Below are 22358 nucleotides of genomic sequence, written 5' to 3'. Positions count from 1 at the left end.
CACCCCGCACGATTCCCTCGTGCCCTCTCGCGAAGGGTCGTCTCCCCTCCGTCCAGCCGGCCCTGACGCACGCTCGGCCGTCCCACCCCGCGGGGCCGCCACGCATGCGATGCGAGTCATTGCGTGAGAAAACAAAAAGGCTCCCGGGTTTCCCTGGGAGCCTTCGTTCTGGAGCGGGAAAAGGGATTTGAACCCTCGACCCTCGCCTTGGCAAGGCGATGCTCTACCGCTGAGCTATTCCCGCATCATGGACCGCGACGACGTCTCAACCTTCCGGCGCCCGCACCCTTCTCAGGTGAAAACAAAAGGCCCCCTGGTTTCCCAAGGGGCCTTCTTTTGGAGCGGGAAAAGGGATTTGAACCCTCGACCCTCGCCTTGGCAAGGCGATGCTCTACCGCTGAGCTATTCCCGCATCAGGCACCGCTTCAGCCGCGTCGCGTCAGCGCCGCGCCCGAAGTGAGGTGGGGTATACAGAGGCCTCCCAACGGCGTCAAACACTTTTCGCGATCGGCGCCTCGTCTCCCCGCTTCGCGAGCATGGCGAGGAAGGCCCGGAAGTAGACGACCGCGCTCCAGACGGAGAACGCGCCGGACAGGTAGACGAGCACCTTGCCCACGAGGTTGTAGTCCACGGGCGTGCTGAACGAGCCGAGCGTCAGCGGGTGCACGTAGTGGACGCACAGGGAGATGATGCCCACGAGCTGGAGGGAGGTCTTCCACTTCCCCTCCTGGCCGGCGGCGATGACCATGCCCTCGCTGGCGGCGATGGTGCGCAGGCCGCTGACGATGAGCTCGCGGGCGAGCAGGACGATGACGACCCACGCCGCGATGCGTCCGAGCCGCACCATCATCACCAGGGCCGCCATGGCGATGAGCTTGTCGGCCAGGGGGTCCATGAACTTGCCGACCACGGTGATGAGGTTCCACTTGCGCGCCAGGTAGCCGTCGATGACGTCGGTGATGGCGGCGACGGCGAAGACGAGCCCCGCGAACAGGGAGCTGAGCGGGTCCCCGTCGTACATGAGCCAGACGAACGGGGGGATGAGGAAGATGCGCCCCAGCGTCAGCATGTTGGGCAGGTTCCAGAACTCCTGCACCAGCACGCTCGGCTTGCGCTCGGCGCGCCGACGCGCCCGCTCCTCCCGCTTGCGCTGTTTGCGAATCGCTCGGTCGGTGGCCATGGCGCGCCTTCTAGCGGACCCCAAGCGCGATGAGGGCAAAACCTTCGCCCCCCAGCTCCACCGCCGTGCGCAGCGACTCGCCGGAGGCGGACTTGAGCAGCGGCACCACGCGAGGCGTCAGGTTGCCCTGCCACCCGACCAGGTGTGTCAGCGGCACCGTCACCGGCGCCTCCAGGCGCACCGCCACCGAGCGCAGCGGCCCGGGCAGGCTCAGCAGCACCTGCCCCTGACCGCGCAGGTGGACCAGGTCCAGGTCCGGCGCGATGTCGGAGGGCACCCGGCCATTCTCGAACATCACCGGCTCCTCGAAGGCGAAGACGTTCTCGTCCCGGAAGTAGGCGGAGTCCTCGCCCAGGTCCACCGCCAGGAACGTGCGGCGCTCGGCGTGCTCCAGGTGGAGCACGCCCCGGCCCGGGCGCGCACCATGCGCGAGGCGCCCTCACCGAAGGGCTTGTCCGTCGCCCGGCCCCGGAAGCGCTTCATCTCTGGCTGGAACGCGAGCTGCCCCTCGAGCGCCACCAGGCCGTCCAGCCGGGTGAGCAGCTCCGTCTCCACGGCGATGCGGAAGCGGCCCTCGCCGAGGGCGAAGGGACCACTCCCCCGCTCCGATTCGAGGGCCAGCGAGGGCGCCAGCACCGACAGGAGCGGCGCGGAGGAGGTCGCCTCACGCGTCGGAGCGGGCCGCGCGGCGACCTTGGTGAGCTGCAGCCGGGACAGCGGCACCGAGGAGGTCGCGGCGGAGGTCTCGTCCGAGGTGGGGCCCGTGCCCGCCGTGGCGGAGGAACCCGACGCGGGGGACGTGCTCGAGCCCGTCTGGAGGGACTCGCCCGCCGAGGCCGCCGCCCCGTGGATGGGCGGCGAACCCACCGCGGCACCCTGGCTCGCCACGTTCGACGCGCCCGAAGCGGTGACGGCTCCGACCGAGGCGGACGCGCCCAAAGAACCGACCGCGCCCGTCGCACCCGGCACACCACCCGCCGAGGACGCTCCCAGCGAGCTACCGACCCCGGACGGGCCTGAACTCCCCGGTGGGCCACCCGCTGCGAACGCTCCCGAGGCGCCACCCGCTCCGGACGCTCCCGAGGAGGAGAGCGCGCCACCGGCCACCGAGGTTCCCGGCGCGCCAGTCGCTCCGGACGCCCCCGACGCGGAGAGCGCCCCCCCCGACGTGCCGACAGGGCCAGCGGTCGTGAACGGACTCCCCGCCTCCTCGGGGGACTGAGACGCGGAGGACTCCGACTCACCACCACCGAGCGCGCTCGGCCCCTCGTCCTCGGCGAAGCGGATCTCCTCTTCCTCGGGCTCCAGGGACCGAGCCCGCACGGGGGCAGGACTCTCCACCCGCGCCGCGGGCGGCGGCACGGGCGCGGGCGTGGCGCGGGCGAAGTTCTCCCCGGCGATGGCGCGGGACATCTTCTCCGCCATCGCGTCGCTGCCCGCGAGCAGGAAGTGCTCACGCGCGCGGCCGTACTCGCCCATCTGCGCGAGCGCCAGGCCCAGGTAGTTCTGCGCCTTCTGGTGCTCGGGCGACAGGTCCGTGGCCGTCTCGAACTCGCGCACCGCGCGCTGCAGCGCGTTCGTCTTCAGGTACACCAGGCCCAGGTTGACCCGCAGCGTCGGGTCCACCGGGTTGTCGCGCACGAGCATCTCGTAGAGCTCGGCCGCCCTGTCGAACATGCCGAGCTTGAAGAAGCACAGCCCGAGCAGGTTCTGCGCCTTCTCGTTGCGAGGCTGGAGCTGGTGGGCACGCTCCAGGAAGCTCCTGGCCTCGATGACCTTGTTGGCCGCCAGCAGCTCTCCACCACGCTGGAGCTGTTGGAGGAACTCGTCGTCAGCGGGGCTCGTCTCCGGCCGCCCCTTCACGCGCGTCGTCATTCTGGGATGTGAGCTCGCGGGGTCCGCTCTCGGCGGGTCGCTCGCGCTCCTTGTAGTGGTAGTAGAGCTGGAGCACCTTGCGCACGTACCCCTGCGTCTCTTCGTACGGGGGCACCTTGCCGCCGTAGCGCTTCACCGCGTCCGGGCCCGCGTTGTACGCGGCAATCATCTTCACCATGTCGCCGTCGAACATGTTGGCGAGCACGCGCAGATAGCGCACCCCGCCCTCGATGTTGTCGCGCTCGTCGAAGATGTCCTTCACGTACATGTCCGACGCCGTGGCCGGCATCAACTGCATCAGTCCGCTCGCGCCCTTGTGGCTCAGCGCGTTCTTATTGAAGTTGCTCTCCGCGTGCATGATGGCGCGCACGAGCGCCGTCGGGATGCGGTAGCGCACCGCCGCCGCCGCGATGTGCGGGTCCAGGTCCGGCGGCGTGCGGGAGCGCCCCACCACCGGCCGGCTCTTCGCCGGCGCCTGGGTGAACGCCCCCTTCATCTTCTTCGCGCCCTTGGAGCCCGTCGGCGGCACGTTCGTGTAGACGATGGTCCCGTCCTTCTCCACGTACCGGTAGATGGACTCGGACGCGCCCGCCCAGGACGGGAGGCCCAGCACGGCACAGAGCATGAGCGCGGGAATGGCTCGCATATCGGCCCTCGAACCTTAGACACACGCCGGAAAGTCCTCAAGAAAACGCCTTGTTTCCAGCACTTACAGTCGTTAAGGCTGTTGGCCATGCCCCATCGGTTCGACTTTCTCGTCCTGGGAGGCGGCGTGGCGGGCCTCTCCTTCGCCCTCCAGGCGGCCCGGCATGGCACCGTGGCGGTGCTGACCAAGCGCGAGCGAGGCGAGAGCAACACGGCCTACGCCCAGGGTGGCATCGCCAGCGTGCTGGCCCCCACCGACTCCTTCGACGCCCACATCGAGGACACCCTCGTCGCGGGCGCGGGCCTGTGCCACCGGGACGCGGTGGAGGTCACCGTGCGCGAGGGCCCCGAGCGCGTGCGGGAGCTCGTCACGCTGGGCGCGGAGTTCAACCGGCAGACCTCCGGCGAGTTCGACCTGACGCGCGAGGGCGGCCACTCCGCACGGCGCATCATCCACTCGGGTGACATCACCGGGCGCGAGGTGCAGCGCGCGCTGCTCGCCAGGTGCGACGAGACGCCCAACATCACCTTCTTCGCCAACACGGCCGCCATCGACCTCATCCTGGACCGGCGCCAGCCCAGGCCCGGCGGCAGCCGCTGTCTGGGCGCGTACGCGCTCCTGGAGAACGGCGGCATCGAGCGGTTCCTCGCGAAGGTGACGGTGCTGGCCACCGGCGGCGCGGGCAAGGTGTACCTGTACACGTCCAACCCGGACGTGGCCACGGGGGACGGTGTCGCCATGGCGTACCGCGCGGGCGCGCAGGTGGCCAACATGGAGTTCTACCAGTTCCACCCCACCTGCCTCTTCCACCCGGAGGCCAAGAGCTTCCTCATCAGCGAGGCCCTGCGCGGCGAGGGCGGCAAGCTGCGACTCAAGGGCGGGCAGACGTTCATGGAGCGCTACCACCCGCTGGGCGCGCTCGCCCCGCGCGACGTGGTGGCGCGCGCCATCGACGCGGAGATGAAGCGCACCGGCGACGAGTGCGTCTACCTGGACATGACGCACATGGGCCGGGCGTTCCTCACCGAGCGCTTCCCCAACATCTACGCCACCTGCAAGGCGTTCAACATCGACATGGCCGTGCAGCCCATCCCCGTCGTCCCCGCGGCCCACTACCAGTGCGGCGGCGTGGTGACGGACCTGCACGGGCGCACGTCGGTGCCGGGCCTGTACGCCATCGGTGAGGTGTCCTGCACGGGACTGCACGGCGCCAACCGGCTCGCGTCCAACTCGCTGCTGGAGGGGCTCGTGTTCGGTCAGCGCGCCGTGATGGTCGCGGCGGAGGAGCTGGCGTCGCTGCCCACCCCGCGCGAGGACCCGCCGGAGTGGGATCCGGGCAGCGCGGTGGAGTCCGACGAGAGCGTCGTCGTCAGCCACAACTGGGACGAGATCCGCCGGCTCATGTGGAACTACGTGGGCATCGTCCGGACGGACAAGCGGCTGATGCGCGCGCGCCGCCGGCTGGAGCTGTTGCGCGAGGAGATTCGTGATTACTACTGGCGCTTCGAGGTGACCCGGGACGTCATCGAGCTGCGCAACATCGCCGATGTGGCCCTGCTCATCGTCGACTGCGCCAGCCGTCGCAAGGAGAGTCGGGGACTGCACTTCACCCTCGACTATCCGCATCCCGATGACCACCACTGGCTGCGAGACACCACCCTTTCCCGGGAGCTGTGAGGGACATGTCCTCAGGACCGCGACACATCCTCGACGCGCCAGGTGGCGGGACTGAGCCTCGCGGGGGAGGCCATCCGTTCGGCACGCCTCCCCCGCCCCAGGCCCCGCAGCCGCGCCCGTGGGTCTGCTACGCCATCATCGGGCTGTGCGTGGCGGTCTTCCTCCTGGAGGAAGCCGGACAGCTGCCGTCCTTCACCGCGCGGCAGCTCCCGCTGGGCGCGCTGTACGGCCCCGCGGTGCAAGAGGGCCAGTACTGGCGGCTGCTCGCGTGCGCGCTGGAGCACGGCGGCATCCTCCACCTCGTCTTCAACATGTCCGTCGTCGTGACGCTGGGCTTCACGCTGGAGCGCGGCATCGGCTCGCTGCGCTTCCTCGGCCTGTCGCTCGTGACGGCACTGGGCTCGTCCGTGTTCTCGCTGCTGTTCAACTTCGACACGCCCATGGTGGGCGCGTCCGGGATGATTCTGGGCTGGGCGGGCGCCATGCTGCCCATCGCCACGCGGCAGGGGCGCCGGGAGCTGGGCATCTGGCTGGTGCAGGTGGCGGTGCTCAGCCTGTTGCCCTTCGTGAGCTGGTCGGGCCACCTGGGCGGCTTCCTCTTTGGCCTGCCGTGCGGCATCGCCCTCCGGCAGGGCCGGCAGGTGTACGCGCTCGCGCTGCCCATCATCCTGTTCCTCTCGGCCCTGGTGGCGCTCTACGCGGCGCACCCCGAGCGGCGCGGAGCCTTCTGACATGTCCGTGCGCAGCGTCTGCGTCTTCTGCGGCTCCAGGCCGGGCACCCGCCCCGAGTACACCGAGGCCGCGCGCGAGCTGGGCACGGAGCTGGGCCGCCGGGGGATGACGCTCGTCTACGGTGGCGCGAGCGTGGGCCTCATGGGCACCGTCGCCGCCGCCACGCTCGCCGCGGGCGGCCAGGTGGTGGGCGTGCTGCCCCACTTCATGGGCGCGCGGGAGATTGCCCACCTGGGCCTCACCGAGCTCATCCGCGTGGACTCCATGCACGAGCGCAAGGCCCTCATGGCCACGCGCGCGGACGCCTTCGTCGCCCTGCCCGGCGGCTTCGGCACCCTGGACGAGCTCTTCGAAATCGTGACGTGGGCGCAGCTGGGCCTGCACCAGAAGCCCATGGGCCTGCTCGACACGCGCGGCTTCTTCCAGCCGCTGGTGGCGCTGTCCAGGCACCTGGCCACCGAGGGCTTCGTCCCCGAATCCCAGGCCCTGCCCTTCGCGGTGGAGGCCTCACCGGCCGCGCTGCTGGAGCGGCTGCAGGCCGGCCCCACGCTCACCGTCACCGAGAAGTGGCTCAAGCGCCCCGAGCAGACCTGATGAGGCGCGAGCTGTCCTGCTACTGCGCGGAGACCTTCATCTCCGCCTGCCCCAGCGACGAGGCCAGTCGGAAGGTGACGTGCTCGGTGCCCGGCGGAATCACCGGCTGACCGCTGGCCATCACCGTGGGGAACTGCACCTCGTACCCCACCCAGAAGACGTTGGTGTACGGGTAGTAGGCGCGCATCTCCAAATCGGCGCGGCCCAGGCGGCGGATGCGCACGGGCGTCACCTCACCCGCGGGCGTCACCAGCGCCAGGCGCCAGATGGAGCGACGGAAGTCGAAGTCGAGGTAGCGGTAGTCATTGACGTGCACGCCCAGGAAGAACTCGTGCACCTGGGACGACTCGGCGCGCTCCTCGGCGAGCAGCTCCGCCACCTTCGCCTCGGGCAGCACCTGGAAGGCCGCCTGCCGCTTCACGCGCGCCTCGCGGAAGGTCCACGTCTGCAGCGTCGCCCCCGCGAACAGGCGCGTGTCGAAGCCGTCGTAGATCTCCTGGTGGCCCGTGTACTTCGCGAGCAACGCCCGGTAACGCGACTCCGCGTTCTCGTCCTTCAGCGTGGGGGCCTGCTCGCCCACGGCGATGGGAGGCAGGGAGGAACAGCCGACCAGCGCTCCCAGCAGCGCTCCCGTCGCGAGCAGCTTCTTCAAGGGATGAAGTCCTTGCGGGTGAACAGCGTGGTGAGTCGGTGGCCCGCGGCCTCCACCGCCTCGCGCCCTCCCTCCAACCGGTCGACCAGGGCGAACGCCCCGAGCACCGTGAGCCCCTCGGCCTGGGCCCGCTCGATGGCCTTCAGCGTGGAGCCACCCGTCGTCACCACGTCCTCGACGATGGCCACCTTCGCGCCCGTGCCCAGCCCGCTCAGGCCTTCGATCCACTGGCCGGTGCCGTGGCCCTTGGGCTCCTTGCGGACGATGAACGCGGACAGCGGGTAGCTGGAGAGGTAGCCGGTGAGGCTCACCGCCGAGGCGAGCGGATCCGCGCCGAGCGTCAGCCCACCCACGCCCACCGCCTCCGGGGCCTCGCGGCGGATGGCGTCCAGGAACAGCCGACCGATGAGGAAGTGCCCCTCGGCCAGCAGCGCCGTGCGCTTGCAGTCGATGTAGAAGTCCGACTCCTTGCCGGACGAGAGCACGACGCGGCGACGCTCGAAGGAGCGCTGCGTGAGCAGCTCCAGCAGCCGGGCCCGGTCTCGGGCGAGAGCATCCACCATCACGACAGGCCCTCCAGGTACGCCACCAGCTCCGACGAGTACCGCAACTGCATCAACAGCTCCGCCCGGCGTGACTCGTCCAGCGACGCGAACACGTCCGCCAGCAGCGAGAGGTCCTGGTTGATGGCGCCCAGCCGCTGCGACACGTCCGAGGCCAGCTCGTCGGCGTCGATCTCCTCCTCGACCCCTTCGGGCGCCAGCGACTCGTCCGTGGCGAGCGCCTTGGCGAGCATGTCCGCCACGGCCGCGCTCAACCGGCCCTCGGACTCCAGCTGGTCGCGCTTGGCCTCGAGTACCTCCGGCTCCACCGGCGTGGCGTGGATGGCCTCCGCCAGCGACATGAGGAGCGCGTCCTCGTCCGACAGGTCGGTGTGCACGCGCGCCTGCACCGCGTCGCGCTTGAGGAAGCGCAGCGCCGCCACGCGGCGGAACCCGCACACCAGCTGGTAGCGGTCGTTGCCCCGGGGACGCACGTCCACCGGGAACAGCTGCCCCAGCCGCGCGATGTCCGTGGCCAGCCCGGACACGTCCCCCTCGGGCCGCAGCCGGTACGCCGACTCGTCCTCCAGGCGCTCCAGCGGCATCAACACCGTCACCACCCGCCCCGCGAGGCGCTCCTCGGGCGCGGCGAGCAGCTCGGACTCCTCGTCCTCCTCCGCTCCGGACGCCTCGGCCCCGCCCGGGGCCCCCTCAGAGGACGCTGCCTCGGACTCCTCGCCTGGCGCTCCGGTGAAGGACGACACCGCGGACTCCTGGCCGGGCGCCCCATCGGTGGACGACGCCTCCGCGGACTCCTGGCGGGGAGCGCCCTCGGAGGTCGCGGGCTCCGACGACGCCGCGGACTCGCTGCTCGAGGCCTCCGACGGGGACTTCTCCTGGGACTCTTCCGACGAACCCACCGACGACTCCATGCTCCGCTCGGGCTCGCCCGTGCTGGGCGCGCCTTCGGCGGCGATTGCCTGGGACTCCGGTGAACCGCCTTCCGGCGCCGACGCACCCGCTTCGGGCGCGGGGGAATCGACCGGGGCGGACTCCCCGACGGCTCCCTCTATACGCGACGACTCTGACGGCACGCCGTCCTGGCTCGCGCCGTCGCCCCGCGCCGACATCGCCTCGGGCGCGGACGACGAGCCACCCTCCGGAGAACCCGGCATCCCTTCCTCTCCGTCAACCCTGTGCTCGGCGTCCATGGTGGCACCCCTGGTCTGCCCACTCCCGCGCCACCGACTCCGGCGGCGCGGGCTGTGTGCTCTAGCGGGTCTTCTTCTTCACCACGACCTTCTTCTTGGCGCCAGCACCCACCGAGAAGGGCGTTGGCGGCTCGGCAGAAGTCGTCTGCTCCACGGGCGGCGGCGTCGGACGCGTCTCGGCCCGGGGGGGCGGAGGCGGCGGCAGAGGCTTGCTCGAGGGGCGGGCCACCGTCGTGGGCGCCGCGGCGGGCGTCGTGGGACGGGCCGGGGGCGCCGGCGGACGCGCGGGAGGCGTCGGCGGGCGGGCGGGCGTCGTCGTGGTGCGCACGGGGGTCGCCGTCGTCGGCCGCGTCACGGCCGTGGGACGGGCCACCACGGGGCGCTCCGAAGGCAGGCGGCCGGGCTCCACGTCACCCATGTCCACGCGGCCGCGGAAGCTGGCGCCGTCCACGATGATGACGCGCGGGGCGTGGATGTCGCCCACCATGCGGCCCTCGCGGGTCAGCTCCACGCTCTCCGTGGCGTTGATGTTGCCCACCACCACGCCGCTGACGATGGCGTTCTTCACCGCCACGTTCGCCTTCACCACACCCGAAGGCTCCACGATGAGGGTGCGGCTGAGCGTCAGCTCGCCCTCCACGCGGCCCCGGACGGTGAGGTCCTCGTCGCCCGTCAACCGGCCGCTGATGAGGATGGAAGGCCCCACCACGGTGTTGTTGACGGCGGTGCTACCGCTCAACTCCTTCGGGGTGGCCACGAATCAGCGCTCCTTCATGTCCATGTCGACGTTGCCCTTGAAGGAGGCACCATCGGCGATGAGGATGCGCGGCGCCTTGATGTCGCCCACCACGCGGCAGTCCGTCTTCAGCTCGACCTTGTCGCTGGCGACGATGTTGCCCGTCACCCGGCCGGCGATCTCCACGTTCTGCGTCTCGATGTCCGCCTCGACGACGCCGCTGCCCTCCACGTAGAGGCTCTCCTTGAGGGAGATCTTCCCCTTCACGGTGCCCTGGATGACCAGGTCCTCGTCTCCGGAAATCTCTCCGTCGATGACGATGCTCGAACCAATGACCGTATTCGCCATGAGTGTTGTCCGCCCTCTCGAAAGGTGTGTGCCGCGTCCGCCCGCGGCGTGAGCTTCAGATGTCGTCCGGCAGCCGGACGTCCATCTCGATGGAGCCGTTGAACACGGCGCCATCCTCGATGACGACGCGCGGCGCCTTGATGTCGCCAGCCACCTTCGCCGAGGCGTTGATGGCCACGCGGGTCGAGGCGTCGATGTTGCCGCTCGCCTCGCCGTTGATGGTCAACTCCTCGGCCCGGATGTCCGCCTGCACCTTCCCGGTGCTCTCGATGGTGAGGTGGTTCTTCAGGGCAATCTGCCCCTCCACCCGCCCCTCGATGACAAGGTCCCCACCACCCGTGAGGTTCCCCTTGATGACGATGCCCTTGCCGATGATGCCCGTTTCACCCGTTGCCATGCGGTGACCTCACCCAGAGCCCGCTCCTCCCGAGGAGCCGAGCGCCTTGATTATGTCAGAGATGCGCGGAGATCCAGCCGGAGATATCCCGGAACACCTCGGCGCGCCCCACCTCGTTGAGCGGCTCGTGCTTCATGCCGGGGTACTCCTTGAACTTCTTGTCCGCCGAGCCCGCCGTCTCGAAGAACACCCGCGCCGCCGCGGGCGCCGCCACCCCGTCCTCCGCGCCGCACAGCACGAACAGCGGGACTTGAATCTTCGGGGCGAGCAACATCGCCTCCGCCTGCGCCTTGGTGGATTCGATGAACCAGCGCGGCGTGGCGATGGACAGGTAGAGCGGATCCTCCCGGGTGGCGCGCTGGACCTCCGTGTCCCGGGTCAGGTCCTCCACCTTGAGCCCGGAGGCGATGCCCAGCCAGGGCACCAGCGCTCCCGCCGCCTTCGCGGCCATCACCTTCACGGCGGGCGGGGTGATCGCCAGCTTGAAGTACGGGCCCGACAGCACCAGCCCGGAGAGGCCCTCCACCTTGCGGGCGCCCACCCAGTGCGCGGCCATCAGCCCGCCGTGGCTGTGGGCCAGGGCGAACGTCTTCGCGCCGCCGGCCGCCGCGCGCACGCGCTCCCAGAACACCTCCAGGTCGTCCACGTAGTGCGGCCACTTCTCCGCGTAGGCGCGGCGTCCCTCCGCGCGCCCGTGGCCGCGGTAGTCGAAGCCGTGCACCGCGAAGCCGTCCGCCACCAGCGCGTCCGTCACGTACTGGTAGCGGCCGAAGTGGTCTCCGTAGCCGTGCACCACCGCGACGTGCGCTCGCGGCTCCGCGTCCGGCAGGTGCGTCTTCCAGAAGAGCCGCGTCCCGTCCCGGCCGGTGAAGTAGCCCTCGTCATGGCGAGCCATAGGCCCAGCAACTTAGCGGCCCGCCGCACCCGTGGATAGCGCCTTGAGCTTGCGCTCCAGGGCCTCGCGCTGGCCCGGGGGCTCGGCGGACTCGGGGTCCAGCGACAACACCTCCAGCGCCCGGCGCCACGCCCCCGCCGCCTCCGGTCCCCGGGCGGCGCGCTGATAGGCGTCCCCCAGGTGCTCGAGGATGACGGGCTCGTCCGGCGCCAGCGTGGAGGCCCGCTCCAGCACCTCCACCGCGCGAGGGTAGTCCCCGCGGCGGAAGTAGACCCACCCCAGCGAGTCCAGGAACGCGCCGTTGTCGGGGCGCAGTTCCAGCGCGCGCAGCACCAGCCGCTCGGCCTCGTCCAGGTGACGTCCGCTCTGCGCCAGCAGGTAGCCCAGGAAGTTGAGCGCGGGCGCGTGGTCCGGCTCCACCTCCAGCACCGCGCGCATGCGCGCCTGCGCGCCCGCCATGTCCCCCTGCCGCTCGAAGGCCGCGCCCATCACGTACTGGAGGGCCGGGTCCTTCGGCATCCGAGCCAGGGCCTCGCGCAGCAGCACCAGCGCCTCCGCCCCCCTTCCCTGCCGCTGCAGCGTGGCGGCCAGCGCGTCGTAGAGCGCCGCGGACTGCTGCCGGGACAGCCCTTCCTTCAGCACGGACTCGGCGCGCGCGGGCGTGCCGCCCCGCTCCAGCGCCCGGGCGTACTGCGCGCGGACCTCCAGGTCATCGGGCGAGTCCTGGAGCGCGGCCCGCAGGAGCGCCAGGGCACGCGGGTGCTGGCCCGACAGCGACAGGCACTTCGCCAGGCGCACCCGCGCGTCGGGGTAGATGTCCGAGCCCTCCGGCACGGAGGCGAAGGCCTTGGCCGCCTCGGGGAAGCGCCGCAGGCGCTCGTGCACCAGGCCCACGTAGTAGGCCAGCCGGGGCTCGCCATCGCTGGCGCTCCGAGCGGTCTCCAGCACCTGCACGGCGGCGTCCGGCTCGCGCTCGGACAGGTAGCTGAAGGCCACCCGCACCGCCGTCTCCGGCTCCCCCGACAGCGACAGGAGCCGGTCGAAGTACGCCCGCGCCCGCACCGGAGAGCCCGCCTTGAGCGCCGAGCGTCCCGCGGCCAGGAGCACCTCCTGGCTGTCCGGCTCGCGCTCCAGCGCCTTCGCCAGCGTCTCCTCGGCCTTGCCTGGACGCCCCGTCTCCTCGTACAGCTTCGCCAGCGTGCCCAGCACCTCCACGTCCCCGGGGTCCCTCGTGGCCGCCTCGGAGAGCAGCCGCTCGGCGCGGGCCGTGTCGCCGCGCTCGGCCAGGGCCAGCCCCAGCCGCCGGTAACCGGAGGCCTCTCCCGGCAGCGCGCGGGACAGGGACTCCACCACCTTCACGGCCTCCCCCGGGGAGCCGGACTCCAGGTAGAGCTGGGCGAGGACCAGGTACGCCTCGGGCTCGCGCGGCTTGAGGGCCACGGCGCGGCGCAGGTGCAGGCGCGCGCGGGTGAAGCGGCCTGACTCCATGAGCACGCGGCCCAGGAGCACGTGCGCCGGGTAGTACGCCGAGGAGCGCTCCACCGCGCGGCGCAGCTCCCGCTCCGCCTTGTCCAGGTCTCCCAGCCGGGCGTACTCCTCCGCCAGCCGGGTGAGCAGCAGCGGGTGGCCGTCATCCGTGGCCAGCGCCAGCCGCAGCGCATCCACCGCCCCCCGGTGGTCTCCTGCGTGGTGGAGCAACCGGGCCCGCAGGTACTGGGTGTAGCTGGCGGACGAGGAGAAGGCCCCGTCGTCCGTGGCCGCCGCGTCCATCGCCTCCCGCATGGCCTCCCGGTCGACGCGGGGACGCCGCGACGCGGGCGCCGTCGCCAGGGCCTGGGGCCCGGACAAGGCGACGAGCAGGACGGCGACGAGGAGGCGGGAGGGGCTCACGCGAGGTGGAAGTCTAGCGCGGCCCCAGCCGCCTTGCAGGGTCTCAGGCCTCCTCGGGAGGCGGCGCGCCCAGCTTCTCGAGCAGCTTCTCCACCGGGTCGCTGTCCTGGCTCACGTCCGCCACCGCCGAGCGGTACTCGGTGTCCGTCGCCTTCTCCACGTCGGGCATCAGGCGGCTGATGACGGCGCGAGCGGCCTCCGCGTTGCACTCGGGCAGGACGACGACGAAGACCCCCGCGCCCAGGTGGGAGATGGCATCCGGGTGGCGCACCCGCTTGCGCATCACGTCCGCGATGTTGTTCGGGACGGGCTCCACGGGCCGGTCGGGCCGCAGCACCGCCAGGCTCAGGGCCCGGTGGTAGCGCCGGCTGCGGGCCAGCTCCTGCTCCAGCCGGAGCAGCAGCCCGCGCCGGTCATGCAGCCCCGTGGCCGGGTCGCTCCCGGTGCGGCGCTGGAGCGAGGGCTGGGAGCGCTCCCTCTCCTGCTGCTCGCGCTCACCCTGGCGCAGCTTGAGCGCGCGGTCCGTGCGGTTGAGCAGCTCCACCGCGTTGAACGGCTTGCTCATGTAGTCCACCGCGCCCAGGTTGAGCGAGCGGACCTTCTCCGCGACGCCCTGGTGCGCGGACAGCAGGATGACGGGGATGTGCGCCGTGTCGGAAGACGACTTGAGCGCCATGGCCGCGTCCAGGCCGTCCAGCTTGGGCAGGAACACGTCCATGACCACCAGGTCCGGCCGCTGCGCGCGCGCCCGGGCCAGGCCCTCCGCGCCGTCGCGCGCCACCTCCACGCGGTACTTCGAGCGCAGCACCTCCGACAGCACCGCGGCGATCTCGGGCTCGTCCTCCACCACCAGCACGCGCGGCTGCTCCGTCACCGACGACGTGGCGACCACGGGTCGGGGGTTGCGCGGCGCCTCCTGCGCGAGCGGCAGCGTGAAGACGAAGAGGCACCCGTGCTCGGGCGGGCTCTCCGCCCAGATTTCGCCGCCGTGCAGCTCCACGAACTCCTTGCAGATGGCGAGCCCCAGCCCCGTCCCCTTGCCGCCGTGACGGTACCGGTCGAACACCAGGTGCAGCTCGTCCTGGGGGATGCCCACGCCGTCGTCCTGCACGCACACCTTCGCCGCGTCACCGTCCGGACGGCCCAGCCGCCGCGTGGACACGACGACCTCGCCCGCGTCGCGCGCGTGGTGGATGGCGTTGGTGATGAGGTTCTGCAGCACCTCGTGCAGCTTCACCTCGTCGCCGATGAGCATCAGGCTGTCGGGGCAGTCCGCGCGCAGGGACACGCCCCGCTCGGCCGCCAATATCTCCAGCTCGTTGACCGCGTCACGGCACAGCTGCGCGACGTCCAGCACACGGGGCTCGATGGACAGCCGCGCCGCCTCGCCCTTGCCCTTCTCCAGCAGCGACTCGACCAGGCCGAGGATCTTCTTGCCCTGGCGGATCATCGCCTCCGCGGACTGCTTCTGCTGCGACTCCAGCGGCCCTTCCAGCAGCAGGCGGCCATGGCCCAGCAGCACCTGGAGCGGCGCGCGCAGGTCGTGGCTCACCACCGCGATGATCTCATCCTTCAGGCGGTTGAGCTCCTTGAGCCGGCGGTTCGCCTCGAGCAGCTCGTGGTAGCGCTCGACGTACGCCAGCTCCAGGTCCTCGCGCTTCTTCTTCACCGCGGTGTGCAGCCGCGCGTTGCGGATGGAGTTGGCCAGCACGCCGGCCACGGCCTGGGTGAACTCCTGCTCGTCGCGGCCGAAGGACGCGTCCATGCGCGACACGCGCAGGAACAGCGCGCCCAGCAGGTCGTCCTGGCAGATGAGCGGCTGCACCAGGATGGACTTCACGCCCAGGGGCACGATGGACGTGCGCACCTCCGCCATGAGCGGATCCCGCTGCGCCTCCTCGATGAGCACCGGCTCGCGCGTCTCCAGCGCGCGGCGCAGCTCCGGATAGCGCGCCACCTCGATGTCGAGCTGCACGAGGCTGGGGTCCTCCTGCGTCGCCACCACCTTGCCCGTGCGCGCGTGGCTGCCCTCCACCAGCACCACCGAGCAGCGGTCCGTCCCGGTGACGCGCCCCACCTTGTCCACCGCGATGCGGAGGATCTCCTCCAGCTCCAGCGAGCTGGTCGCCGCCTGGGTGATCTCCAGCAGCATCCCCATGCGCAGCCGGACGCGCTCCTCGCGGTCCTTCAGCCGTCCCGCCCTGAGCGCGGCCTCCAGCCGGGGCACCACCTCGTCCGCGCCGCGAATCCAGTCATCCACCGCCAGGCGCTTGAAGGCCTCCGCCGACCGGGACTTGCCCAGGTCCACCACCACGGGCAACCGCTGCAGCCGCTCCACCCGACGCAGGGACTCGAGCAGCTCCGCGGCGCGCTTGGCCGTCACCGACAGCAGCACGACCTCGGGTTGCAGCGAGTCCGCCAGCTCCGCCAGCCCGGTGTCCTTCTCGGCCGCCGCGCAGTGGTAGCCGCTGGCGGTCAGCCGCTCCATCAAGGCGTCGCCGGACTCCTTCCCGGCCACCACCAGCACGCGTCCCCGCTGATCCGCCTGCATCTCGACTCTCACAGTGAACCTCGCGCCGCGGCGGCCCTGTGCGGGCGCCACTGGGGAGGCTGCAAAAACCCGTTGAATGCGGAAGGGTTCATGGTTCGGTTTCCGAATCTTGCCGCCGTTCACGTCCGTGGGCCAGAGCGGCGCACGGCTGGTGGCGACCGGGACTGTGAGTGGAGATGCCCGGGCGCCACGCCCATCGTGGCTTCCCACACCCACGCCCCTGGAGCACTTCCACCCCATGTCCCCCACTCCGGGGGCAGAACGGGCGCGCGCCAACACCGCGCGGTGGGAATCCTTCCCACGCCCGCCATGACCTGGCGCCGCTCGTCCGGCCGGACTCCGTCCCTTCGAGCAGCCAACCACCCGTCATCGCAAGCTCCCACCCGTTCCCGTGTGCCCTGGAGTGGTGGAGGACCCGAGGTCCCCACCCACGGGAATCGCCGGGCTATCACGTCATGGGGCCCTGGAGGGCCGCAATCTTCGGGGGCGCGGGGGCCGGGCCGTTTTGCGGATGGGGGAGGATGCCGGGAATGGTGCGAGCGAGGTAGAGTGCGGTGCCATGCTCCACCCTCCCGTGACTCGGCGTGCATGGCGCACCGCCCTCGTACTCGTCTCCAGTCTGGCCATCGCCTGTGGCGACGACCCGCCACCGCCCACGCCGGATCCGCCGCAGGTGGCCCTGACGGTTCCCCAGGGCAACGTCGCGGGCACCAGCCTCAAGCTCATCGCGACCATCGCCGGCTGCGAGAAGGTCAACACGCTCAACCTCTACGACCGGACCACCTTCCTCAAGGCGTTCCCCTCGGGCGGTGGCACCACCAACTTCGAGCTCCTGGCGTCGGACATCCCGTACGCCAACCCGCTGGTGGGGCTCGCCGCGAGCCTGTCCCTCACCGCCGAGGTGGTGTGCGACGACGGCCGCAAGAACACGTCCCTGCCCCAGCCGGCCACGTTCTTCCCGGTCTCCCGCGCCAACGATGATCCGCAGGGCCTGCAGGTCTACGCCATGCCGCTGGCCATCGACGGCTCGGGCTCCACGGCGACGTTCCTGAGCTGCGCCAAGACGACCACGGGCGGCATCGAGACCATGTACCGGCACAACGCCTCGGGTGGCGCCGCCGGGACGCTGCAGGCCCCGACGCTCTGCAACGCGTCCACCGTCATCACGCCCCGCAACGCGCAGAGCGGCAAGCGCTGGGTCTACACGCCCGGGTACGGCGCGTTCGCCATCGACCGCGACTTCAAGATGACGGCGCGCACGCCGGTGGACCTGGAGGTCAACGACCTGGTCGTCTTCCCCAACGGCGACGCGTTGATCCGCTCCGTCCAGGGCCTCATCTACCGCATCACCCACGACACCCAGGACGGCCTGAAGATCGGCGTCACGCGCTGGGAGTACCAGCGGGAGATCTCCGTGGGAACCCCCGTCGGCCAGTTGTTGATCCGCGGGGATGGCCGCGTGCTCTTCGCCAGCCACATCGAGTACAGCGAGAACCGCGCGGACATCATCGTCGAGGAGTTGGACGGCGGCACGGACTCGGCGGGCGGGACGCTGCAGGCCACGCACATCATCCGGCAGCTCTTCACGTCGAACACCGCCACGCCGCGCCCGGTGGGGCAGTTCAGCAGCGACGGCAGCATCCTCTACCTGGGCTTCGCGCTGCCCGAGGACAAGTCGCAGGTCCTCGCCTGTGTCGCGAACCTGGAGGGCTGCGAGGGCAACGCGTCGAAGTGGGCCACGGGCGTGCTCACCGGAAAGGTGCAGCAGATCGCCACCTACGCCAACGGCAGCCGGGTGGCCGCGGCGACCACGCAGCGCGTGTGGCTGCTGGATTCGAACACCGGCACCATCCGCAACCGGGAGCTGCGCTCGGTGGACGCCAACGGCGCGCTCCACGTGAAGTACCTGCTGCCCGCGAACCCGACCTCGGACCTGTTCTTCCTGAACGCCCCCGCGGCCCAGGGTTCGACGGCGACGCTGCCGGTGGAGCTGGTGGGCGTGGACCAGACGCTGGGGAGCTCGGCCGAGGGCCGTGAGCTCTTCCGCTACCAGGTCTCCGTCTCCATGGGCGCGGCCTTCGACGACAGCGGCCGGCTCTGGATGCGCACCAACCAGAAGCTGCTCGAGCTGCAGACGTCGTCGCAGTACCGCAGCGCCCGGCCGTAGCCGAAGGCCACCGGGAAGGGCGAGCCCTCCGGCCGCCCTTCCCTCCGTGCCGCGTCAGGGCCGCTCGGCGACGAGCAGCGCCTCCACGTTGCCCGCCGGCCCTGGCACGGGCGAGTCCATGACGCCGCGAACGGTCAGCCCCTGCTCGCGCACGAAGGCCGTCACGGTGTCGATGGCGTCCTGCCGCGCGGCGGGGTCTCGCACCACGCCTCCCTTGCCGACGCGGTCCGGGCCCACCTCGAACTGGGGCTTCACCAGCGCGGCCAGGACACCGCCCGGCTCCAGGAAGGGTAGCACCGAGGGAAGCACCTGGGTGAGCGAGATGAAGCTGACGTCGATGACGACGACGCCCACCTTCTCCGGCAGGTCCTCCTCCGTCAGGTAGCGCGCGTTGACGCGCTCACGGGAGCGCACGCGCGGGTCCTTGCGGAGCTTCTCGTGGAGCTGGCCGTAGCCCACGTCGATGGCGTGCACCCGCACCGCGCCATGCTGGAGCAGGCAGTCGGTGAAGCCGCCCGTGCTCGCGCCGATGTCCGCGCCCACCTTGCCGCGGACATCCAGGCCGAAGTGGTCGATGGCGCCCTTGAGCTTGAGCCCACCGCGCGAGACGTACGGCAGCACCTCGCCCTTCAGGCGCAGCTCCGCCTCCACGGGGATGAGGGAGCCGGGCTTGTCCACGCGCTGGTCATCCACGACAACCTGGCCCGCGAGGATGAGCGCCTGGGCCTTGGTGCGCGACTCCGCCAGCCCCCGCTCCACCACCAGCACGTCCACCCGCTCCTTGCGAGGCTTCATCGTCATGTGCCCTCCAGGAGCGCCCGGCCCGCGCGTCGCAAGCCCTCCGCGTCCAGCCCCAGCTCCGCGCGCTGCACCCGCGCATCGCCATGGGGGACGAATACGTCCGGCATGCCCACGAGCCGCACGCGCTGGGACACGCCCTTGTCGGCGAGCAGCTCCAACACCGCGCTCCCCAGCCCTCCGCGCACCGTGCCCTCCTCCGCCACCACCAGCGGCCCCTGACGCGCGGCCTCCAGGAGCGCGCCCTCGTCCAGCGGCGACAGCTCCCGCGCGTCGAGCACGTTCCATCGCGGCTCGTGTCGCGCCGCCTCGAGCGCGGAGAGCGCCAACGGCCCGAGCGTCACCAACGTCAGCTCCGGCTGCTTCGCTCGCACGAGCCACCGGGCGCCCTGGACCGGCGCCTCGCCCACGTGCACCTCGGCAGGCAGCGCAGGCAGCGTGCCGCGAGGGAAGCGGAGCACGGAGGGCAGCGGCGAGGCGAGCGCGGTCTGCAGCATGGGCGCGAAGTCCTCGCCCACCACGGGGGACCATAGCTGGAGCCCGGGCAGCGGGCGCAGCGAGGACACGTCGTACGTGCCCTGGTGCGTGGCCCCATCCGCGCCGACGAGCCCCGCGCGGTCCACCGCGAAGACGACGGGCAGGCCCGGAAGACACACGTCGTGGATGATCTGGTCGTACGCGCGCTGGAGGAACGTGGAGTAGATGCAGCACACGGGGCGAGCCCCCGCGGCGGCGAGCCCCGCGCAGAACGTCACCGCGTGCTGCTCGGCGATGCCCACGTCGTGCACGCGGTCCGGGAAGCGGGCCTTGAGCGCATTGAGCGCCGAGCCCTCCAGCATCGCGGGCGTCACCGCGACGACGCGGGAGTCACGCGCCATCGCGTCCTCCAGCGCCGAGGCCAAGGCCTCGCTGTAAGTGCGATGCCCTCCGCGCGAGCGCACCAGCTTGCCGTCGCGCCACTCGTAGGGCCCCATCGCGTGCCCACGCGTCTGGGCATCCGCCTCGGCCGGAGGGAACCCCTTCCCCTTGAGCGTCAGCGCGTGCACCACCACGGGGCGCATGGACGCACGCGCCTCGCGCAGCGCGTGTGTCAGCGCGCCCAGGTCGTGCCCATCCACGGGGCCCAGGTACGTGAAGCCCAGTCCCTGGAAGAAGTCCCGCGCGCCGCGCGTGCGCAGGAGCGAGGGAATGGCGCCCACGTTCGCGCTGATGGACATCTGGTTGTCGTTGAGCACCACCACGAGCGGCAGGTGGCTGCCTCCCGCGTTGTTGAGCCCCTCGAACGTCAAGCCGCCGGTGAGCCCTCCATCCCCGAGCACCGCCACCACGTGGCCCCGGTGCCCCAGCATCCTCCGCCCCTCGAGCACCCCCAGCGCCGCCGACACCGCGGTGCAGGAGTGTCCCGCGAGCAGCGCGTCATGCGGGCTCTCGCGCGGGTCCAGGAAGGGCGCCACGCCGCCGGCCTGCCGCAGCGTGTGCATCTGCGCCCGGCGCCCGGTGAGCAGCTTGTGCGCGTACGTCTGGTGCCCCACGTCGAAGAGAATCGCGTCCGTGGGCGAGTGGAAGACCCGGTGCAGCGCGACGATGAGCTCCACCGCGCCCAGCGAGGCGCCCAGGTGGCCACCCACGCGGCCGCAGATGGAGATGATCTCCTCCCGGAGCTCCGTGCACAGCTGCGGCAGCTCCGCTTCGGGAAGCGCCCGCAGGTCCGTCGGCGAGGCGATGCGGCTCAGGACCTCCGCCGTCAAAGCTTCCGCTCCACCACGTACCGCGCGAGCGCCGCCAGGGGCCCATCCTCACCCTCGAGCGGCCGCACCGCCTCCACCGCCAGCCGCACCTGCTCGTCGGCCAGACGGCGCGACTCCTCCAGGCCCACCACGGCCGGGAAGGTGAAGCGTCCCGCGTCGGCGTCCGCGCCCACGGGCTTGCCCAGTTGCTCCCGCGTCGACGTCACGTCCAGCACGTCGTCGGCGATCTGGAACGCCAGACCCACCGCGTCGCCGTACATCTGCGCGCGCACGAGCGCCTCCGCATCGCCTCCACCCGCGAGCACGCCCATGCGGCACGCCGCGCGGATGAGCGCGCCCGTCTTGAGCCGGTGCATGCGCACCAGGTAGTCCAGGTTCGCGGGTCGGTCCTCGGCGGTGTCCAGCACCTGGCCGCCCACCATGCCCGCGGCGCCCGACGCCACCGCCAGCTCGCGGCACAGCGCGCCCCGCACGGGCTCCGGCCCGTCGGCGAGCAGTCCGAAGGCATCCGTCAGCAGGCTGTCGCCCGCGAGGATGGCCATCGCCTCACCGTAGACCTTGTGGTTCGTCGGCCGGCCGCGACGGAAGTCGTCGTCGTCCATGGCCGGCAGGTCGTCATGCACCAGCGAGTACGTGTGCACGAACTCCAGCGAGCACGCCGCGTCCGCCGCCAGCGCCGACACGAGCGAGGCTTGCGCCACGGTGTCCGCGAAGGTGAGGCAGAGCACGGGCCGCAGCCGCTTGCCGCCCGCGAGCAGCGAGTAGCGCATGGACTCCACCAACCGGGGAGGAGCCCCCGAGGAGGCGAGCCGGTCCGCGCGCTCGAGCAACAGCGACTCCACCCGCGCCTGCTGGGTCCGCAGGAAGGCATCCAGGTCGAACTGAGCCATGAATCGATACTCCTCTGCTGGATGAGCGCTAGGGCGCGGCCGGGGTCACCAGCTCACGGATGCGTCGGACGAGCTTGTCCGTATCCAGCGGCTTGACGAAATAGTCCGCGGCGCCGACCTCGCGACCGCGCTTCTTGTCCTCCGAGTCCCCACGCCCGCTGATGAAGATGATGGGGATGTCCCGGAAGTGCTCGTTCTTCTTCACCGCCTTGCACAGCTCGAAGCCGTCGATCCAGGACATGTTCACGTCCAGGAGGATGGCCTGCGGCCGGTGCAGCTGCAGCGACGCGATGAGCCGCAGCCCGTTGGCCGCCAGCGTCACCTCGAAGCCCTCGTCCTCCAGGGCCGCCGCGAGCAGCTCCCGCGTGTCGCGGTCATCGTCGACGATGGTGATCTTCGGCTTCGACATGCCCGAGCGCGCGTCCCGCACGACCTAGAACGGGACGTCATCCTCGGGTGGAGGTCGCGGTGCGGGCGCCCGGGGGGCCGCCGCCTGCGCCGGAGGTCGGGCCGCCACCGACAGCGGCGCCACCACGTCGTTGCCGTCCTCGTCCTGGAGGAGCTGCTCGATTCGCTGCTCCGCCTCGGTGAGCAGCTTCTCACCCCGACGTACCAGCCGGATGCCCTCCTCGAACGCCTTGAGCGAATCCTCCAGCGACAGGTTGCCGCTCTCCAGCCGGCCCACCGTCTCCTCGAGACGGCTCACGACGTCCCCGTACTGACCGGGAACCTCGGCCTCACCTGCCTTGTCCGCCTTGGACGCCTTGTCCGCCTTCGCCACAGCCTTCCACCTCCCCGTTCGGGGCGCGGGACTCTAGAGGGTGGCCCG

Annotated in this window: 22 protein-coding genes and 2 tRNA genes; 4 read left to right on the top strand and 20 right to left on the bottom strand. The window is 71.3% G+C overall.

Annotation, left to right across the window (positions count from 1 at the left end; genetic code table 11):
- Nucleotides 1–169: 169 nt before the first annotated feature.
- From OWM54_RS36535 to OWM54_RS36510, 6 genes are all read right to left on the bottom strand, one after another.
- Nucleotides 170–244, bottom strand: a tRNA-Gly gene (locus OWM54_RS36535).
- A gap of 93 nt (nucleotides 245–337) precedes the next feature.
- A tRNA-Gly gene (locus tag OWM54_RS36530) sits at nucleotides 338–412 on the bottom strand.
- Nucleotides 413–490: 78 nt separating this feature from the next.
- Nucleotides 491–1180, bottom strand: coding sequence for a CDP-diacylglycerol--glycerol-3-phosphate 3-phosphatidyltransferase (pgsA, locus tag OWM54_RS36525; protein ID WP_141324607.1), 690 nt, complete (start codon nucleotides 1178–1180; stop codon nucleotides 491–493).
- A 10-nt stretch (nucleotides 1181–1190) separates the two neighbouring features.
- Nucleotides 1191–1541 (bottom strand): AIM24 family protein, encoded by a 351-nt coding sequence (locus OWM54_RS36520; RefSeq protein ID WP_267701197.1) that lies wholly within the window; start codon nucleotides 1539–1541, stop codon nucleotides 1191–1193.
- A complete protein-coding gene (locus tag OWM54_RS36515; RefSeq protein ID WP_267700371.1) occupies nucleotides 1475–3055 on the bottom strand; it encodes a tetratricopeptide repeat protein in 1581 nt (526 codons plus the stop codon). The genes OWM54_RS36520 and OWM54_RS36515 overlap by 67 nt, the downstream gene beginning before the upstream one ends.
- Entirely contained in the window at nucleotides 3012–3701 is a 690-nt protein-coding gene (locus tag OWM54_RS36510; RefSeq protein WP_223751659.1) for a lytic transglycosylase domain-containing protein, read from the bottom strand. The genes OWM54_RS36515 and OWM54_RS36510 overlap by 44 nt, the downstream gene beginning before the upstream one ends.
- 87 nt (nucleotides 3702–3788) lie before the next feature.
- On the opposite strand from OWM54_RS36510, the gene nadB reads away from it, so the two are divergent.
- The 3 genes from nadB to OWM54_RS36495 are packed head-to-tail and all read left to right on the top strand — an operon-like array spanning nucleotide 3789 to nucleotide 6704.
- Nucleotides 3789–5378, top strand: coding sequence for an L-aspartate oxidase (gene nadB / locus OWM54_RS36505; RefSeq protein WP_223751660.1), 1590 nt, complete (start codon nucleotides 3789–3791; stop codon nucleotides 5376–5378).
- Nucleotides 5379–5383: 5 nt separating this feature from the next.
- Nucleotides 5384–6109, top strand: a complete 726-nt coding sequence (locus OWM54_RS36500; protein WP_223751661.1) for a rhomboid family intramembrane serine protease — start codon at nucleotides 5384–5386, stop codon at nucleotides 6107–6109.
- A gap of 1 nt (nucleotide 6110) precedes the next feature.
- On the top strand, nucleotides 6111–6704 hold the full coding sequence (locus OWM54_RS36495; RefSeq protein ID WP_267700370.1) for a TIGR00730 family Rossman fold protein: 594 nt from the start codon (nucleotides 6111–6113) through the stop codon (nucleotides 6702–6704).
- A gap of 19 nt (nucleotides 6705–6723) precedes the next feature.
- Here OWM54_RS36495 and OWM54_RS36490 read toward each other — a convergent pair whose 3' ends face one another.
- The 9 genes from OWM54_RS36490 to OWM54_RS36450 all read right to left on the bottom strand — a co-directional run bounded on the left by OWM54_RS36490 (nucleotide 6724) and on the right by OWM54_RS36450 (nucleotide 15926).
- Nucleotides 6724–7356, bottom strand: coding sequence for a hypothetical protein (locus tag OWM54_RS36490; protein ID WP_223751663.1), 633 nt, complete (start codon nucleotides 7354–7356; stop codon nucleotides 6724–6726).
- On the bottom strand, nucleotides 7353–7919 hold the full coding sequence (pyrE, locus tag OWM54_RS36485; RefSeq protein ID WP_074955483.1) for an orotate phosphoribosyltransferase: 567 nt from the start codon (nucleotides 7917–7919) through the stop codon (nucleotides 7353–7355). The genes OWM54_RS36490 and pyrE overlap by 4 nt, the downstream gene beginning before the upstream one ends.
- On the bottom strand, nucleotides 7919–8818 hold the full coding sequence (locus OWM54_RS36480; protein WP_267700369.1) for a ParB/RepB/Spo0J family partition protein: 900 nt from the start codon (nucleotides 8816–8818) through the stop codon (nucleotides 7919–7921). The genes pyrE and OWM54_RS36480 overlap by 1 nt, the downstream gene beginning before the upstream one ends.
- Before the next feature lie 352 nt (nucleotides 8819–9170).
- Entirely contained in the window at nucleotides 9171–9866 is a 696-nt protein-coding gene (bacP, locus tag OWM54_RS36475; RefSeq protein WP_223751665.1) for a bactofilin BacP, read from the bottom strand.
- A gap of 3 nt (nucleotides 9867–9869) precedes the next feature.
- Nucleotides 9870–10193 carry a bactofilin family protein gene (locus OWM54_RS36470; protein WP_002636698.1) on the bottom strand — a complete coding sequence of 108 codons (324 nt, stop codon included), beginning with the start codon at nucleotides 10191–10193 and terminating at the stop codon, nucleotides 9870–9872.
- A gap of 55 nt (nucleotides 10194–10248) precedes the next feature.
- Complete coding sequence (gene bacN / locus OWM54_RS36465; protein WP_046714731.1) at nucleotides 10249–10590, bottom strand: bactofilin BacN; 342 nt, start codon at nucleotides 10588–10590, stop codon at nucleotides 10249–10251.
- A 55-nt stretch (nucleotides 10591–10645) separates the two neighbouring features.
- Nucleotides 10646–11485 (bottom strand): alpha/beta hydrolase, encoded by an 840-nt coding sequence (locus tag OWM54_RS36460; protein WP_223785391.1) that lies wholly within the window; start codon nucleotides 11483–11485, stop codon nucleotides 10646–10648.
- A 12-nt stretch (nucleotides 11486–11497) separates the two neighbouring features.
- On the bottom strand, nucleotides 11498–13375 hold the full coding sequence (locus tag OWM54_RS36455) for a tetratricopeptide repeat protein (RefSeq protein ID WP_223751667.1): 1878 nt from the start codon (nucleotides 13373–13375) through the stop codon (nucleotides 11498–11500).
- Nucleotides 13376–13418: 43 nt separating this feature from the next.
- The gene (locus OWM54_RS36450) at nucleotides 13419–15926 is read right to left on the bottom strand and encodes an ATP-binding protein (RefSeq protein ID WP_141324769.1); all 2508 of its coding nucleotides are present in this window, start codon (nucleotides 15924–15926) and stop codon (nucleotides 13419–13421) included.
- A 559-nt stretch (nucleotides 15927–16485) separates the two neighbouring features.
- Here OWM54_RS36450 and OWM54_RS36445 point away from each other — a divergent pair.
- Nucleotides 16486–18093 carry a hypothetical protein gene (locus tag OWM54_RS36445; protein WP_223785393.1) on the top strand — a complete coding sequence of 536 codons (1608 nt, stop codon included), beginning with the start codon at nucleotides 16486–16488 and terminating at the stop codon, nucleotides 18091–18093.
- 54 nt (nucleotides 18094–18147) lie between these two features.
- Here the strand turns inward: OWM54_RS36445 and OWM54_RS36440 are convergent, their stop codons facing one another.
- From OWM54_RS36440 to xseB, 5 genes are read right to left on the bottom strand one after another with little or no spacing between them, the layout of a single operon-like run.
- A complete protein-coding gene (locus tag OWM54_RS36440) occupies nucleotides 18148–18888 on the bottom strand; it encodes a TlyA family RNA methyltransferase (RefSeq protein ID WP_074955495.1) in 741 nt (246 codons plus the stop codon).
- A gap of 2 nt (nucleotides 18889–18890) precedes the next feature.
- Complete coding sequence (locus OWM54_RS36435) at nucleotides 18891–20639, bottom strand: 1-deoxy-D-xylulose-5-phosphate synthase (protein ID WP_267700368.1); 1749 nt, start codon at nucleotides 20637–20639, stop codon at nucleotides 18891–18893.
- On the bottom strand, nucleotides 20636–21529 hold the full coding sequence (locus tag OWM54_RS36430; RefSeq protein WP_223751670.1) for a polyprenyl synthetase family protein: 894 nt from the start codon (nucleotides 21527–21529) through the stop codon (nucleotides 20636–20638). The genes OWM54_RS36435 and OWM54_RS36430 overlap by 4 nt, the downstream gene beginning before the upstream one ends.
- A 28-nt stretch (nucleotides 21530–21557) precedes the next feature.
- On the bottom strand, nucleotides 21558–21938 hold the full coding sequence (locus OWM54_RS36425; protein ID WP_141324765.1) for a response regulator: 381 nt from the start codon (nucleotides 21936–21938) through the stop codon (nucleotides 21558–21560).
- A 24-nt stretch (nucleotides 21939–21962) separates the two neighbouring features.
- Nucleotides 21963–22310 (bottom strand): exodeoxyribonuclease VII small subunit, encoded by a 348-nt coding sequence (gene xseB / locus OWM54_RS36420; RefSeq protein WP_046714739.1) that lies wholly within the window; start codon nucleotides 22308–22310, stop codon nucleotides 21963–21965.
- Nucleotides 22311–22358: the final 48 nt, after the last annotated feature.

This window comes from Myxococcus sp. MISCRS1, from assembly GCF_026626605.1.
Classification (GTDB): Bacteria; Myxococcota; Myxococcia; order Myxococcales; family Myxococcaceae; genus Myxococcus; species Myxococcus fulvus.
The sequence above is the reverse complement of the archived record's forward strand: the minus strand, read 5'-3'. Positions and strand labels throughout refer to the sequence as shown.